Source organism: Ruegeria sp. HKCCD7255 (assembly GCF_013031565.1).
Lineage (GTDB): Bacteria > Pseudomonadota > Alphaproteobacteria > Rhodobacterales > Rhodobacteraceae > Ruegeria.
Genome location: NZ_WQAG01000012.1, coordinates 100,167 through 114,929 on the forward strand (window position 1 = coordinate 100,167; position 14,763 = coordinate 114,929).

Annotated in this window: 25 protein-coding genes; all 25 read left to right on the forward strand. The window is 56.8% G+C overall.

Going from position 1 to position 14,763, the window contains the following annotated elements; all coding sequences use genetic code 11:
* Complete coding sequence (gene rplV, locus GOX45_RS18530; RefSeq protein ID WP_171102866.1) at nt 1-381, forward strand: 50S ribosomal protein L22; 381 nt, start codon at nt 1-3, stop codon at nt 379-381.
* Nucleotides 381-1,091: a 30S ribosomal protein S3 gene (gene rpsC, locus GOX45_RS18535; RefSeq protein WP_008758042.1), complete on the forward strand. Its 711-nt coding sequence runs from the start codon at nt 381-383 to the stop codon at nt 1,089-1,091. Before rplV ends, rpsC begins: the two co-directional genes overlap by 1 nt.
* A gap of 12 nt (nt 1,092-1,103) precedes the next feature.
* Complete coding sequence (gene rplP / locus GOX45_RS18540) at nt 1,104-1,517, forward strand: 50S ribosomal protein L16 (protein WP_171102868.1); 414 nt, start codon at nt 1,104-1,106, stop codon at nt 1,515-1,517.
* Between the two features lie 235 nt (nt 1,518-1,752).
* Nucleotides 1,753-2,373 (forward strand): 2OG-Fe(II) oxygenase family protein, encoded by a 621-nt coding sequence (locus tag GOX45_RS18545; RefSeq protein WP_171102870.1) that lies wholly within the window; start codon nt 1,753-1,755, stop codon nt 2,371-2,373.
* A 429-nt stretch (nt 2,374-2,802) separates the two neighbouring features.
* Nucleotides 2,803-3,009 carry a 50S ribosomal protein L29 gene (rpmC, locus tag GOX45_RS18550; RefSeq protein WP_010437082.1) on the forward strand — a complete coding sequence of 69 codons (207 nt, stop codon included), beginning with the start codon at nt 2,803-2,805 and terminating at the stop codon, nt 3,007-3,009.
* A gap of 4 nt (nt 3,010-3,013) precedes the next feature.
* On the forward strand, nt 3,014-3,244 hold the full coding sequence (gene rpsQ / locus GOX45_RS18555) for a 30S ribosomal protein S17 (protein ID WP_068340771.1): 231 nt from the start codon (nt 3,014-3,016) through the stop codon (nt 3,242-3,244).
* 75 nt (nt 3,245-3,319) lie between these two features.
* Complete coding sequence (gene rplN / locus GOX45_RS18560) at nt 3,320-3,688, forward strand: 50S ribosomal protein L14 (RefSeq protein ID WP_039523372.1); 369 nt, start codon at nt 3,320-3,322, stop codon at nt 3,686-3,688.
* Nucleotides 3,689-3,690: 2 nt separating this feature from the next.
* Nucleotides 3,691-4,002, forward strand: a complete 312-nt coding sequence (gene rplX / locus GOX45_RS18565; RefSeq protein ID WP_170576057.1) for a 50S ribosomal protein L24 — start codon at nt 3,691-3,693, stop codon at nt 4,000-4,002.
* Complete coding sequence (rplE, locus tag GOX45_RS18570) at nt 3,995-4,555, forward strand: 50S ribosomal protein L5 (protein WP_171102872.1); 561 nt, start codon at nt 3,995-3,997, stop codon at nt 4,553-4,555. Before rplX ends, rplE begins: the two co-directional genes overlap by 8 nt.
* Nucleotides 4,556-4,574: 19 nt before the next feature.
* On the forward strand, nt 4,575-4,880 hold the full coding sequence (gene rpsN / locus GOX45_RS18575; protein ID WP_010437098.1) for a 30S ribosomal protein S14: 306 nt from the start codon (nt 4,575-4,577) through the stop codon (nt 4,878-4,880).
* A gap of 13 nt (nt 4,881-4,893) precedes the next feature.
* Entirely contained in the window at nt 4,894-5,286 is a 393-nt protein-coding gene (rpsH, locus tag GOX45_RS18580; protein ID WP_068340741.1) for a 30S ribosomal protein S8, read from the forward strand.
* Nucleotides 5,287-5,297: 11 nt separating this feature from the next.
* The gene (rplF, locus tag GOX45_RS18585; protein ID WP_170467582.1) at nt 5,298-5,831 is read left to right on the forward strand and encodes a 50S ribosomal protein L6; all 534 of its coding nucleotides are present in this window, start codon (nt 5,298-5,300) and stop codon (nt 5,829-5,831) included.
* 11 nt (nt 5,832-5,842) lie between these two features.
* Entirely contained in the window at nt 5,843-6,202 is a 360-nt protein-coding gene (gene rplR, locus GOX45_RS18590) for a 50S ribosomal protein L18 (protein WP_171102875.1), read from the forward strand.
* A gap of 174 nt (nt 6,203-6,376) precedes the next feature.
* Entirely contained in the window at nt 6,377-6,946 is a 570-nt protein-coding gene (rpsE, locus tag GOX45_RS18595; RefSeq protein WP_171102877.1) for a 30S ribosomal protein S5, read from the forward strand.
* 12 nt (nt 6,947-6,958) lie between these two features.
* Nucleotides 6,959-7,147 carry a 50S ribosomal protein L30 gene (gene rpmD, locus GOX45_RS18600; RefSeq protein WP_008757946.1) on the forward strand — a complete coding sequence of 63 codons (189 nt, stop codon included), beginning with the start codon at nt 6,959-6,961 and terminating at the stop codon, nt 7,145-7,147.
* Nucleotides 7,148-7,457: 310 nt separating this feature from the next.
* A complete protein-coding gene (locus GOX45_RS18605) occupies nt 7,458-7,727 on the forward strand; it encodes an HlyU family transcriptional regulator (protein WP_171102878.1) in 270 nt (89 codons plus the stop codon).
* 389 nt (nt 7,728-8,116) lie between these two features.
* A complete protein-coding gene (locus tag GOX45_RS18610) occupies nt 8,117-8,332 on the forward strand; it encodes a DUF1127 domain-containing protein (protein WP_171102879.1) in 216 nt (71 codons plus the stop codon).
* 164 nt (nt 8,333-8,496) lie between these two features.
* Nucleotides 8,497-9,342 (forward strand): hypothetical protein, encoded by an 846-nt coding sequence (locus GOX45_RS18615; RefSeq protein ID WP_171102880.1) that lies wholly within the window; start codon nt 8,497-8,499, stop codon nt 9,340-9,342.
* 153 nt (nt 9,343-9,495) lie between these two features.
* Nucleotides 9,496-9,969 carry a 50S ribosomal protein L15 gene (rplO, locus tag GOX45_RS18620; protein WP_171102881.1) on the forward strand — a complete coding sequence of 158 codons (474 nt, stop codon included), beginning with the start codon at nt 9,496-9,498 and terminating at the stop codon, nt 9,967-9,969.
* A 109-nt stretch (nt 9,970-10,078) separates the two neighbouring features.
* Entirely contained in the window at nt 10,079-11,443 is a 1,365-nt protein-coding gene (secY, locus tag GOX45_RS18625) for a preprotein translocase subunit SecY (protein ID WP_171102882.1), read from the forward strand.
* Entirely contained in the window at nt 11,440-12,087 is a 648-nt protein-coding gene (locus GOX45_RS18630) for an adenylate kinase (RefSeq protein ID WP_171102883.1), read from the forward strand. The genes secY and GOX45_RS18630 overlap by 4 nt, the downstream gene beginning before the upstream one ends.
* A 210-nt stretch (nt 12,088-12,297) precedes the next feature.
* Nucleotides 12,298-12,666, forward strand: a complete 369-nt coding sequence (gene rpsM, locus GOX45_RS18635) for a 30S ribosomal protein S13 (protein ID WP_171102884.1) — start codon at nt 12,298-12,300, stop codon at nt 12,664-12,666.
* Between the two features lie 15 nt (nt 12,667-12,681).
* Nucleotides 12,682-13,071, forward strand: a complete 390-nt coding sequence (rpsK, locus tag GOX45_RS18640) for a 30S ribosomal protein S11 (RefSeq protein ID WP_008757289.1) — start codon at nt 12,682-12,684, stop codon at nt 13,069-13,071.
* A 115-nt stretch (nt 13,072-13,186) separates the two neighbouring features.
* Entirely contained in the window at nt 13,187-14,203 is a 1,017-nt protein-coding gene (locus GOX45_RS18645) for a DNA-directed RNA polymerase subunit alpha (RefSeq protein WP_171102885.1), read from the forward strand.
* 119 nt (nt 14,204-14,322) lie between these two features.
* Complete coding sequence (rplQ, locus tag GOX45_RS18650; protein WP_170476977.1) at nt 14,323-14,745, forward strand: 50S ribosomal protein L17; 423 nt, start codon at nt 14,323-14,325, stop codon at nt 14,743-14,745.
* Nucleotides 14,746-14,763: the final 18 nt, after the last annotated feature.

Sequence of the window (14,763 nt, forward strand, 5' to 3'; positions counted from 1 at the left end):
ATGGGCAAGGAAAAGAACCCCCGCCGCGTGGCTGAAAACGAAGCAATGGCGAAAACCCGCATGCTTCGCACCAGCCCGCAGAAACTGAACCTGGTGGCGCAGATGATCCGCGGCAAGAAAGTCGAGAAGGCCCTGACCGACCTGACTTTCAGCAACAAGCGTATCGCGCAGGACGTTAAAAAGTGCCTGCAATCCGCAATCGCCAACGCCGAGAACAACCACAACCTGGACGTCGACGAACTGATCGTCGCCGAAGCCTGGGTTGGCAAGAACCTGGTCATGAAACGCGGTCGTCCGCGGGCTCGCGGCCGTTTTGGTGCGCTGAAAAAGCCGTTCTCGGAGATCACCATCAAGGTGCGTCAAGTTGAGGAGCAAGCCTAATGGGTCATAAAGTCAATCCGATCGGCATGCGCCTGCAGGTCAACCGCACCTGGGATAGCCGCTGGTACGCCGACACCAAGGACTACGGTGATCTTCTGCTGGAAGACCTCAAGATCCGTGAGTTCATCAACAAAGAGTGCAAGCAGGCCGGTGTTGCCCGTGTGATCATCGAACGTCCGCACAAGAAGTGCCGCGTCACGATTCACACCGCACGCCCCGGTGTCATCATCGGCAAGAAAGGTGCAGACATCGAAGTGCTGCGCAAGAAACTTGCTCGCATGACCGACAGCGAGTTGCACCTGAACATCGTCGAAGTGCGCAAGCCCGAGCTTGACGCGCAGCTGGTTGCCGAGTCCATCGCTCAGCAGCTGGAACGTCGTGTCTCGTTCCGCCGCGCAATGAAGCGTTCGGTTCAGAATGCCATGCGCATGGGCGCCCTGGGGATCCGGGTGAATGTCGCTGGTCGTCTGGGTGGCGCCGAAATCGCACGGACCGAGTGGTATCGCGAAGGCCGCGTGCCTCTGCACACTCTGCGTGCCGACATCGATTACGCACATGCCGAAGCGATGACCCCCTACGGGATCATCGGGATCAAGGTCTGGATCTTCAAAGGTGAGATCATGGAGCACGATCCGCAGGCACGTGACCGTAAAGCACAGGAACTCCAGGACGGCCCTGCACCTCGTGGTGCTGGTGGCGGTCGTCGCTAAGGAGGGAAAGATATGCTTCAACCAAAGCGTACTAAATTCCGCAAGATGCACAAAGGCCGGATCAAGGGCGAAGCCAAGGGCGGCTCTGATCTGAACTTTGGCACTTACGGTCTGAAAGCTCTGCAGCCCGAGCGCGTGACCGCGCGTCAGATCGAAGCTGCACGTCGTGCCATGACGCGTCACATGAAGCGTCAGGGCCGCGTCTGGATCCGTATCTTCCCTGACACTCCGGTCACGGCCAAGCCGATCGAAGTGCGGATGGGTAAAGGTAAAGGTTCGGTCGACCGCTGGGTTTGCAAGGTCAAGCCCGGTCGCGTGATGTTCGAGATCGACGGCGTCAATGACGACATCGCCCGCGAGGCCCTGCGCCTGGCTGCGATGAAACTGCCGGTCAAGACCCGCGTTGTGGTCCGCGAAGACTGGTAAGCGATCTGGGGTACCCCCGTTCGTGACAAGATTGACCCCCGTCGGGAAACCGGCGGGGGTCTACTTTTTGGGGGGGCGCTGCCCCCGCCGCGGCAAGCCTCGCCTCCCCTGAGGTATTTTTGAACAGAAGAAGACAGGATCCGTTCTTCATCTGGCTAAAAAAATCCCGGAGCGCGAGGCAGAGCCTCGCAAAACACCCATCGCCAAGGGCGCGCGGCTGATATAAAGCGGGCCCATGGCACAGATTGAATCGCTCTTCGTCACCCGTCTTTACCGTGCAGCCCTGTCCGAGTTCGATCCGAAGATCGACGCCGAGGAGTTGGAAAATTCGTGCCTTGTTATTGCCGAGGACGATGAGGCAGGGCAGGAGTGGTGCGAGGAAAACGGCTATCCCGGCTATACCAGTTATGCCTCGTTGACCGATCTGCCTTGGCGGTTCCCGATCTTTGCGGATCTGGTTTCAGTTCTGGATCAGCATGTCGCAGCCTTTGCGAAAGATCTGGAATTCGATCTGGGCGAGGGCGCGCTGAAGCTGGAGGACCTGTGGATCAATATCCTGCCCGAAGGCGGGATGCATTCCAGCCACATCCACCCGCACAGCGTGATCTCGGGCACGACCTATGTGGCGATGCCCGAAGGGGCCAGCGCGTTGAAACTGGAAGACCCGCGTTCAGGCCGCATGATGGCCGCGCCGACGCGGATCAAAGGCGGGCGGCGGGATTTGCAGCCGTTCATCTATATGAAGCCGCAGGTTGGGGATGTTCTGCTGTGGGAAAGCTGGCTGCGGCATGAGGTGCCGATGAACATGGCTGAAGAAGAGCGGATCAGTGTCAGCTTTAACTACGAGTGGGATTAATCCTCGTATCAGGCAATCAATTGAAGCTGCGACACCGGTGTTCTGGGTTGAGGTATTGGTGCTGTTTGTATTGATTTCACATCGAACAGGCTGGAACTTTCGCGAGAGCATAATGGTACTTATCGGACTGCGGGGCTTTGGCAACGTAATTACGCTTGAGTTGTTAGTTGGGGCAGGGACAATCGGCGGCACATTTTTTGTGTTCTTGCAGGTGTTGGACGCTTGTAAGCCTTCTTGAACCGGAGATGGGTTTCAGGACATTCGGTTTCCCCAAACTTCCTCTTGCCACCCACCCTCTTAACCCTTATACGGCGGCATCCTGCGATCTCCCGGCTATGTCGGGCGATTCGTATGTCTATCATTCATCCACCAGGTCCAAGGTGACCCTGTAAGGGGGCCTTCTGGTGTTTTGAGCAAAGGAAAAAGGCGATGAACGCCCAAGAACTGCGTGACAAGACCCCGGACCAGCTCCGCGAGGAACTGGCCAACCTGAAGAAAGAAAGCTTTAACCTGCGCTTTCAACAGGCCACCGGTCAGCTGGAAAACACTGCTGGTATCAAAGCGGCCCGCCGCAACGCTGCCCGCGTCAAAACCATTCTGAACGAAAAGGCCGCTGCTGCGGCATCCGAGGAGTAATCAGATGCCCAAGCGTATCCTGCAAGGCACCGTGACCAGCGACGCCAACGAACAGACTGTAACCGTATCCGTCGAGCGCCGCTTTACGCATCCGGTTCTGAAGAAAACCATTCGTAAGTCCAAGAAATACCGGGCTCACGATGAAAAGAACGCCTTCAAGGTCGGTGACACCGTTCGCATCATCGAATGCGCACCGAAATCGAAGACGAAACGTTGGGAAGTTCTGGAGGCGTAAGCCACCGGGACTTTTCATTTGTCGAAACCCTGGGGGATCTAAACAGAACAGCCCCCACAGGTCGGGAGAAACCACATGATCCAGATGCAGACCAATCTGGATGTTGCTGACAACTCTGGCGCTCGCCGAGTTCAGTGCATCAAGGTCCTGGGTGGTTCCAAGCGTAAATACGCCTCCGTTGGCGACATCATTGTCGTCTCGGTGAAGGAAGCCATCCCGCGCGGCCGCGTGAAAAAAGGGGACGTCCGCAAGGCCGTCGTCGTGCGCACCGCCAAGGAAGTCCGTCGCGAAGACGGCACCGCGATCCGTTTCGATCGCAACGCCGCCGTCATCCTGAACAACAACAACGAGCCGATCGGTACCCGTATCTTTGGCCCCGTTGTGCGTGAACTGCGCGGCAAGAACTTCATGAAAATCATCTCGCTGGCTCCGGAGGTGCTTTAATCATGGCTGCTAAACTCCGCAAAGGCGACAAGGTCGTCGTACTGGCTGGCAAGGACAAGGGCAAAGAGGGAACCATTTCCTCGGTTGACCCAAAAGCCGGTAAAGCTGTTGTTGATGGCATCAACATCGCCATCCGCCACACGCGCCAGACTCAGAATTCGCAAGGCGGTCGTCTGCCTCAGGCAAACCCGATTGACCTTTCGAACCTGGCTCTGCTGGACGCAAACGGCAAAGCAACCCGCGTTGGCTTCCGTATGGAAGGTGACAAGAAGGTACGTTTTGCCAAGACCACGGGGGACGTGATCGATGCTTGATACCGCAAACTATACCCCGCGTCTGAAAGCTCAGTACGCTGAAACCATCCGCGCCGCTCTGAAAGAAGAGTTCGGCTATAAGAACGACATGCAGCTGCCCAAGCTGGAGAAAATCGTTCTGAACATCGGTTGTGGTGCCGAGGCCGTTAAGGACTCGAAGAAAGCAAAAGCTGCTGTCGAAGATCTGACCGCGATTGCAGGTCAGCAGGCGGTTGCAACCAAGGCGAAGAAATCGATTGCGGGTTTCCGCGTCCGTGAAGACATGCCGCTGGGTGCCAAAGTGACCCTGCGCGGTGACCGGATGTATGAATTCCTGGATCGTCTGATCACCATCGCGCTGCCGCGCGTGCGTGACTTCCGCGGTGTGAAACCCTCGTTCGATGGTCGTGGCAACTTTGCCATGGGCATGAAAGAGCACATCGTGTTCCCCGAGATCGACTTCGACAAGGTCGATGAGGTCTGGGGCCTGGATATCGTAATTGCCACCACAGCGAAAACCGACGCTGAAGCGAAAAGCCTGTTGAAAGCGTTCAACATGCCGTTCAACGCGTAAGCGCCGGGAGGATTAAGACATGGCTAAAAAAGCAATGATCGAACGCGAGAAGAAGCGCGAACGCCTGGTGGCCAAATATGCCGCAAAGCGTGCCGAGCTGAAAGAAATCGCGAATGACGAGAGCAAGCCGATGGAAGAGCGTTTCAAAGCGCGTCTGAAACTGGCGAAACTGCCGCGCAACAGCTCGGCTACCCGTCTGCACAACCGTTGTCAGCTGACCGGTCGTCCCCACGCTTACTATCGTAAGCTCAAGGTCAGCCGTATCGCGCTGCGCGAGCTGGGTTCTGCTGGTCAGATCCCCGGCATGGTGAAATCGAGCTGGTAAGGGAGACATAGATATGAATGATCCTATCGGCGATATGCTCACCCGTATCCGCAACGCGCAAATGCGCGGCAAGTCCACCGTATCCACCCCGGCATCCAAGCTGCGCGGTTGGGTTCTGGACGTGCTGGCGGACGAAGGCTACATCCGTGGCTATGAAAAGACGACCGGTGAAAACGGTCATCCGGCCATTGAAATCAGCCTGAAATACTACGAAGGCACCCCTGTTATTCGCGAGCTGAAGCGGGTTTCCAAGCCCGGTCGTCGCGTCTACATGGGCGTCAATGACATCCCGCAGGTCCGTCAGGGTCTGGGCGTGTCGATTGTCAGCACTCCGAAAGGTGTGATGTCGGACGCAAACGCGCGCTCCAACAATGTTGGCGGCGAAGTGCTCTGCACCGTCTTCTAAGGAGGTCTGCAATGTCTCGTATTGGTAAAAAGCCGGTCGAGCTGCCCAGCGGCGTTACCGCCTCTGTGTCGGGTCAGACCATCGAAGTGAAGGGTCCGAAAGGCACCCGCAGCTTTACCGCCACCGACGACGTGACGCTGTCGGTTGAAGACAACGTGGTCAAGATCGACCCCCGTGGCATGTCAAAGCGTGCCCGCCAGCAATGGGGCATGAGCCGCACTATGGTTGCCAATCTGGTAACCGGCGTGACGACTGGCTTCAAAAAAGAGCTGGAGATCCAGGGTGTTGGTTACCGGGCGCAGATGCAGGGCAATACCCTGAAGCTGAACCTGGGTTACAGCCACGATGTTGATTTCACTGCCCCGGAAGGTGTCACCATCACCGCGCCGAAGCAGACCGAGATCGTTGTGGAAGGCATTGACCAGCAGCTGGTGGGCGAAACCGCGGCCAAAATCCGCGAGTGGCGCCGTCCCGAGCCGTATAAAGGCAAGGGCATCCGCTATAAGGGCGAGTTCATCTTCCGCAAGGAAGGCAAGAAGAAGTAAGGACGCAGAAAATGGCAAACAGCAAAAGAACCCTGTTTCTGAAGCGCCGCCTGCGCGTTCGGAACAAACTTCGCAAGGTCAATGCAGGCCGAGTGCGCCTGTCGATCCACCGCTCGAACAAGAACATCTCTGTTCAGCTGATCGACGATGTGCGCGGTGTGACTCTGGCCTCGGCCTCGACCCTGGAAAAGGATCTGGGCGTTGTTGGCAAGAACAACATCGAAGCGGCCACCAAAGTGGGCGCGGCCATCGCCGAGCGTGCCAAGAAAGCAGGCGTCGAAGAGGCCTATTTCGATCGTGGTGGCTTCCTGTTCCACGGCAAGGTGAAGGCAGTCGCCGACGCCGCGCGTGAAGGTGGTCTGAAGATCTAAGACCAAGCGCATCCCGAAAAGCGTGTACCGGTTTTCGGATCAAGATGCGCGATATCAAAGATTGCGGGCGGGTTTCGATCCGCCCCGATGATCCGGGGGCCTCGGTGACAGTCGGGGCTCACTTGGATTGAAGCAAACGGCGCCGAGAGCGCCACATGAGAAAAGGGATGCCAAATGGCAGAACGTGAAAACCGTCGGGGCCGTGGCCGCGACCGTGAGGAAGCACCGGAATTTGCCGACCGTCTGGTCGCCATCAACCGTGTGTCGAAAACCGTAAAAGGTGGTAAGCGCTTTGGCTTCGCCGCTCTGGTGGTTGTCGGCGATCAGAAAGGCCGTGTGGGCTTTGGCAAGGGTAAAGCGAAAGAAGTACCCGAGGCAATCCGCAAGGCCACTGAACAGGCCAAGCGTCAGATGATCCGCGTGCAGCTGCGCGAAGGTCGTACCCTGCACCACGACATCGAGGGCCGTCACGGCGCCGGTAAAGTGGTCATGCGTACAGCACCTGAAGGTACTGGTATCATCGCCGGTGGTCCGATGCGTGCTGTGTTCGAAATGCTGGGCGTCAAGGACGTTGTGTCCAAGTCGCTGGGCTCACAGAACCCCTATAACATGATCCGCGCCACAATGAACGGCCTGCAAAAAGAGCAGAGCCCCCGTTCTGTCGCCGCGCGTCGTGGCAAGAAAGTTGCTGACATCCTGCCCAAGCGGGACGAAGCACCGGCTGCCGCCGAAGCTGAAGCGTAAGGAGAGCGAACCATGGCTAAAACCATCGTCGTCAAGCAGATCGGTTCCCCGATCCGCCGCCCCGCCGAACAGCGCGCAACCCTGATCGGTCTGGGCCTGAACAAGATGCACAAAACCCGCGAACTGGAAGACACCCCTTCGGTCCGAGGCATGGTCAACAAGATCCCGCATCTGGTCGAGATCATCGAAGAACGCGGCTAAACGCGAATTCTTTGTAGAACTTGAAACGCTCTCGACGACGTCGGGGGCGTTTTTTGTTTATCTGTTTGCATAGAGCTCAGGTGGATTGAGGCAGAACCTGTGTTGGCGTCAGATCGAGTTGAGTTAAGGGCCCTTGTTCACCATAGTTTTTTCAAGTGTTTGGATCGTCGCTGCCAATACCAAGGTTTTGACCAATCAATGAAAGCGCTTTTGGGTCCAGGATCCCTTCAACAAGAGTGTACAACACGCTTCACCAACCCAACGATCGGCGCTAGTCTCTGACCTACGCAACGCTAAAGGGAGCGGCCCGATGTCTCTATTGTCTAAACTCTTCGGTGGCGCAGAAAAGTCCAAGCCCGAGCCGGTTTTTTACAAAGAGTTCGAGATTTTCCCCGACTTGATGGCCGAGGGCAACAAGTTCCGCCTGATGGCGCGCATTGAAAAGAGCATCGACGGAGATCGCAAGACCCATACAATGATCCGGGCAGATGTCTTTGAAAGTCGGGATCAGGCCGAAAGCGTCAGCATCGCCAAGGCGAAACAGGTGATTGACGAACAGGGCGAGCGCATGTTCGACTAGCCAACAGTTCGTTTGCTTCCCGGATGTCGACCATAGATGGAATTAGTCGGCAACGCCGACGAGGGATCTAAGCAGTGGTCTGGACACATGCATTCGGCTCTCTTTTTCTGAACACTTGGTTCATGAAAATCCCATAGAAAAATAGCTTTTCACTGTTGCAGTGACGCAGGTAAAGCCGAGTTTGCATAATAAATCAGGCGGCCGTGCCGTTGCCAAAAGTAGCGACGAAGACTGATCAATACTGGCCTCGTGCCATACCCAAAACGCATAACGGCTAGACCGAAACCTGTGTTGTTAGCGCTGCCAAACACTCCTATCTGAGCCTTGTCCCAAAAGGAACAAATGGAAACGCCCGGGGAATACGCCTCGGTACAGAAAGGAATAGAAATATGGCACATACAGCTACACTGACACATAACGGATTTGGCCTGAGCGCCCGGTTTGCAGCACTTGTCGAGCGCGTCAAAGAAGCCCGCGCACGGTCGGCGGAATACAACCGCACCTTCCACGAACTGCAGAGCCTGAGCGATCGTGAGCTCAACGATATCGGCGTGCGCCGCTGCGACATCGCGGATATCGCGCGCGATCACGCCTATTGCGCGTAAAACCCAAACCACTCACTCGCCAAGAGGCGTCGGAACCCCGGCGCCTCTTTTGTTTTGCAGCATCAAAAGCACGGCCTGCCTCCTGCTTCACAATCTGATCGTTGCGCAGCGACGGCAAAATTGCTTACTGCTGGTTCAGGCCGCGAAACTCCTTTGCGGATCAAATGCAGAAAGTCGGCAGCGTGCGGGAATACCAGATTGGAATGTTATGGGTCGATGGCCCCCTTAGCTTTCTTGAGCAGCTTTGCATCAAATCGTTCTTGGATGCCGGACAGCATGTATGCCTCTATACCTACGGAGATGTGACGCACATCCCCGACGGGGTTGAGCGTCGCGACGCCAGAACCATTCTTCCCGACAGCGAGTTTATAACGCATGGCCGAACCGGAAGCCCGGCACCGCATTCTGACAAGTTTCGATATCGTATGTTGGTGCAGGAACCCGATCTGATCTGGGCGGATACCGATGCCTATTGCGTGAAGCCATTTTCAACGCCTAACGGTCACTATTATGGCTACCTCGAAGGTGAGGTTGCGATTGGGGTGCTTGCGATGCCGCCCGATAGCGAAGCCTTGGGTTTGCTTAATACCTACACCCAAGATCCCTATCTTATTCCGCCTTGGACCCCGAAACGTATCCGGATACCGCTGCAAGAGGCGCAGGAAAAAGGCGAACCCATCAACGTGCCTGAGGTCTATTGGGGTGCCTGGGGTCCCAAGGCGATCACATGGGCGCTTACGAAGACGAAAGAAATCGAACACGCTTTGCCCGAACACGTGTTTTATCCTGTGAATTTCTCGCGGCGCAGGGCATTGGCGCGTCCAGGTGCCGACCTGTCGGCGTTTATGAAAGAGGACACCGTGTCCATTCACTTTTATGGCAGACGGATGCGGTCGATTTTATCCAACAAGTACGGCGGCATACCTGACCCGAACAGCCTTGTCGGACAGTTGGTTGCAAAGCATGGGATCGATCCCATAGAAGCGCCGATTTTTGCGCATGGGTCTTGACCGATTGCCTGTAGCCTAAGATCGGAACTTGCATCGAAAGTCGCAACGCTGTAGAGCGCTCCGGTGGATTTTGCTCCACGAGAATCAAAATCAAGAAATGCCGTGTTTGACCCATCACGCTTCGGGGGTCACATCCGGCTTAGGAGAAGCGAAATGAAACTGAACGAATTGCGCGACAATCCTGGCGCCGCACCCAAACGCACTCGCGTTGGTCGTGGCCCCGGTTCCGGCAAAGGTAAGATGGGTGGCCGTGGTATCAAAGGCCAGAAATCCCGTTCTGGTGTGGCCATCAATGGTTATGAAGGCGGCCAGATGCCGCTGTACCAGCGCCTGCCTAAGCGTGGCTTCAACAAGCCGAACCGTAAGGAATTTGCCGTTATCAACCTGGGCCTGATCCAGAAATTCATCGACGCGGGCAAACTCGACGCCAATGCGGCGATCACCGAAGACGTTCTGGTTGCTTCGGGCCTGGTGCGCCGCAAACTGGACGGTGTCCGCGTCCTGGCCAAAGGTGAAATCAGCGCCAAAGTGAACCTGGAAGTGACCGGTGCTTCGAAATCTGCCGTCGAGGCAGTCGAAAAAGCGGGCGGATCACTGACGGTCACAAAAGCTGCTGCGGCAGAGTAAGCGCTTGTGAGCGGGCCGAGTCCTGCTTACATAGAGCACTAAGTTTTCCCAGACGCCGCCCGAGCCGGAAAACGGTTCCGGGCGGTGTTTTCATAAGAGAGACCGATTTATGGTATCAGCAGCAGAACAAATGGCAGCCAACACAAGCTGGGCTGCTTTGGGCAAAGCCACCGATCTGCGCAACCGCATCCTGTTCACGCTGGGTTTGCTGATCGTCTATCGCCTGGGCACCTTTATTCCGGTGCCGGGGATTGACGGGCAAGCGCTGCGCGAGTTCATGGAACAAGCGGGGCAAGGCATCGGCGGCATGGTTTCGATGTTCACCGGTGGGGCGCTGGGGCGGATGGGTATCTTTGCCCTCGGGATCATGCCCTATATCTCGGCCTCGATCATCGTGCAGCTGCTGACATCGATGGTACCGGCGCTTGAACAGCTCAAGAAAGAGGGCGAACAGGGCCGTAAGAAGATCAACCAATACACCCGTTTCGGCACCGTGGCATTGGCCACCGTGCAGGCCTATGGGCTTGCGGTATCGCTGGAATCGGGTGATCTGGCCACCGATCCGGGCCTGTATTTCCGTATGTCGACCATGATCACGCTGGTCGGCGGGACCATGTTCCTGATGTGGCTTGGTGAGCAGATCACCGCGCGCGGTATCGGCAACGGCATCTCGCTGATCATTTTTGTTGGCATCATCGCCGAGGTTCCGGCTGCGTTGGCACAGTTCTTTGCAAGCGGTCGCAGCGGTGCGATCAGCCCCGCCGTGATCGTGGGTGTGATCATCATGGTCATCGCCGTCATTACCTTTGTGGTGTTCATGGAGCGCGCCTTGCGCAAGATCCATATTCAGTATCCGCGCCGTCAGGCCGGTATGAAGGTCTATGAGGGCGGATCAAGCCATCTGCCGGTCAAAGTGAACCCTGCTGGCGTGATCCCGGCGATCTTTGCAAGCTCGCTCCTGTTGCTGCCTGTGACGATCTCGACCTTTTCATCAGGGGCCACCAATGGGCCTGTGATGTCCTGGTTGCTGGCCAATTTCGGCCCCGGACAGCCGCTTTACCTGCTGTTCTTTGCCTCAATGATCGTGTTCTTTGCGTATTTCTATACGTTCAACGTGGCCTTCAAGCCGGATGACGTGGCGGACAACCTGAAAAAGCAAAACGGTTTTGTCCCCGGTATTCGCCCCGGTAAGAAAACCTCGGAGTATCTGGAATACGTGGTCAACCGGGTGCTGGTTTTGGGCTCGGCTTATCTGGCGGCTGTCTGTCTGTTGCCCGAGATCCTGCGGGGCCAGTTTGCCATTCCGTTCTATTTCGGTGGTACTTCGGTTCTGATTATCGTCTCGGTTACCATGGACACGATCCAACAGGTCCAAAGCCACCTGCTGGCGCACCAATACGAGGGGCTGATCGAAAAGTCCCAACTGCGCGGCAAGGGTAAAAAACGCGGTAAGAAGGCTCCGGCGCGTCGATGAACATCATTCTTCTCGGCCCCCCGGGGGCAGGTAAAGGGACGCAAGCGCGTCATCTGGTTGAAACCCGCGGAATGGTGCAACTGAGCACTGGCGATATGTTGCGCGAGGCCAAGGACAGCGGCACTGAAATGGGCAACCGCGTGGCCGAAGTGATGGCCAAGGGCGAGTTGGTCACCGACGAAATCGTCATCGGCCTGATCCGCGAAAAGCTGGAGCAGGGCGCAAAGGGCGGGTTCATCTTTGACGGCTTCCCGCGCACATTGGCGCAGGCGGACGCTTTGGGTGATCTGCTGGACAGCACTGGTGAAAAACTGGATGCCGTGATCGCGATGGAGGTCAATGACGACGCGCTGGTCGCACGGATCACGGCGCGGTCGACCTGTGGTGGTTGTGGTGAGGTCTATAATGACATCACCAAACCGATCCCGGCGGATGGCAAATGCACCAATTGCGGCAAAGAGAATGACTTCAAACGCCGCGCAGACGACAATGAGGAAAGCCTCAAGACCCGTCTGATGGAATACTATAAAAAGACCTCGATGTTGATCGGCTACTACCACGCCAAGGGCAATCTGTCTTGGGTAGATGGCTTGGGCGAGATCGAAGAGGTTCAGGGCGCGATCGCAGGCGTGTTGGACGCCTAACCCAGCTTGTTCTGAATATGGGCTTGACGACACGTTCAAAAGCCCATATCGACCCCCATCCCCAATGGGAATCAAGACCGCAGGCGGGATTCGCCCCGTTTGCCCCGACCACCTCGAATAATGCTGAACCCTCTGGCGACACTGCCACGGTAAAGCGTTGTGAAAAAAGGTTCTGGAGTTACGGAACCGCAACGAAAAGGAAAGTGACACGTGGCACGTATTGCCGGCGTAAACATCCCGACTGCAAAGCGGGTACCAATCGCCCTCACATATATCACCGGTATCGGCAACACCTCGGCGAAAGCGATCTGCGAAGCCGTGGGCATTGAAGCGCATCGTCGCGTCAACGAGCTGTCGGACGCCGAAGTACTTAAAATCCGCGAATACATCGACGAAAACTTCACCGTTGAAGGTGATCTGCGTCGTGAAGTTCAGATGAACGTCAAGCGCCTGATGGATCTGGGCTGCTATCGCGGTCTGCGTCACCGCCGTAACCTGCCGGTTCGCGGTCAGCGCACCCACACCAATGCTCGTACCCGCAAAGGCCCCGCAAAGGCCATTGCCGGTAAGAAGAAATAAGGGAGGGTCTGACCGATGGCACGTGACAAGACTCGCGTTAAGCGCAAAGAGCGCAAGAACATCGCATCGGGCGTGGCCCATGTGAACTCGACCTTCAACAACACCAAGATCCTGATCTCGGACGTACAAGGCAACGCGATTTCGTGGTCGTCTGCTGGTACCATGGGCTTCAAAGGATCGCGGAAATCGACACCTTACGCCGCTCAGATGGCTGCAGAAGACGCAGGCAAGAAGGCGCAGGAACATGGCGTCAAGACGCTGGAAGTCGAAGTTCAAGGCCCCGGTTCGGGTCGTGAATCGGCCCTGCGTGCGCTGGCTGCTGTTGGCTTCAACATCACGTCGATCCGCGACGTGACGCCGATTGCGCACAATGGCTGCCGCCCGCCGAAGCGCCGCCGCGTCTAAGCGATTTTGAATTGAGCTGGGGCCCGCGTTTTCGCACGGCCCCAGCACGTCATTTTAAACCTCGGGCGTCTGCACCTTGTTGGTCATGGGGCGCGGACAGGAATGGAGGGATTACATGATCCACAAGAATTGGGCAGAATTGATCAAGCCGACCCAGTTGGAAGGCAAACCGGGCAACGATCCCGCGCGTCAGGCGACCCTGGTCGCTGAACCGCTGGAACGTGGCTTTGGTCTGACTTTGGGCAACGCGCTGCGCCGCGTTCTGATGAGCTCGCTGCAAGGTGCGGCCATCACCAGCGTTCAGATCGACAACGTGCTGCACGAGTTTTCAAGCGTTGCCGGTGTGCGTGAAGACGTCACCGACATCATCCTGAACCTCAAGCAGGTTGCCCTGCGCATGGAAGTCGAAGGCCCCAAGCGCCTGTCGATCAATGCCAAGGGTCCGGCGATTGTCACCGCCGGTGACATCAGCGAAAGCGCAGGCATCGAGGTTCTGAACCGCGATCACGTCATCTGCCACTTGGATGATGGTGCTGATCTGTTCATGGAACTGACCGTCAACACCGGCAAGGGGTATGTCTCGGCCGAGAAGAACAAGCCCGAAGACGCGCCCATCGGCCTGATCCCGATCGACGCGATCTATTCACCGGTCAAAAAGGTTGCTTACGACGTTCAGCCGACCCGCGAAGGTCAGGTTCTGGACTATGACAAGCTGACCCTGAAGATCGAAACCGATGGTTCGATCACGCCCGAAGATGCGCTGGCCTTTGCTGCGCGCATTCTGCAGGATCAGCTGTCGATCTTCGTCAACTTCGACGAGCCCGAAGCGGCTGGCCGCCAGGACGAAGATGATGGTCTGGAATTCAACCCGTTGCTGCTGAAGAAAGTGGACGAGTTGGAACTGTCGGTTCGTTCTGCGAACTGCCTGAAGAACGACAACATCGTATACATTGGCGATCTGATCCAGAAGACCGAAGCCGAGATGCTGCGCACCCCGAACTTTGGCCGCAAATCGCTGAACGAGATCAAGGAAGTGCTGTCTGGCATGGGTCTGCACCTCGGCATGGATGTCGAGGATTGGCCGCCTGACAACATCGAAGATCTGGCCAAGAAATTCGAAGACGCGTTCTAAACGCGTCTTCCCAAATGCCCGGGTTTGCCGGGGATCATATGGGCAGTTCCGCCCCAAGGAGAGCCGGTGACACGCATCGCCGGCCAGACAAAGCAAAACGCGAAAGAAGGAATTAGAAAATGCGTCACGCACGTGGTTACCGCCGCCTGAACCGCACGCACGAGCACCGCAAGGCTCTGTTTGCAAACATGGCTGGCTCGCTCATTGAACATGAGCAGATCAAAACAACTCTGCCCAAGGCCAAAGAACTGCGCCCGATCGTTGAAAAGCTGATCACCCTGGGCAAACGCGGCGACTTGCACGCCCGTCGTCAGGCCGCATCGCAGCTGAAAGAAGACAAGGACGTCGCGAAGCTGTTCGAGGTTCTGGGCCCCCGCTATGCCGAGCGTCAGGGCGGTTATGTCCGTATCCTGAAAGCTGGCTTCCGTTATGGCGATATGGCTCCGATGGCGATCATCGAATTTGTGGACCGCGACCTGGATGCCAAAGGCGCCGCCGACAAGGCCCGCGTTGCTGCCGAAGAGGCTGCTGACGAAGAATAAGAAAGCCTGGGCTTTCCG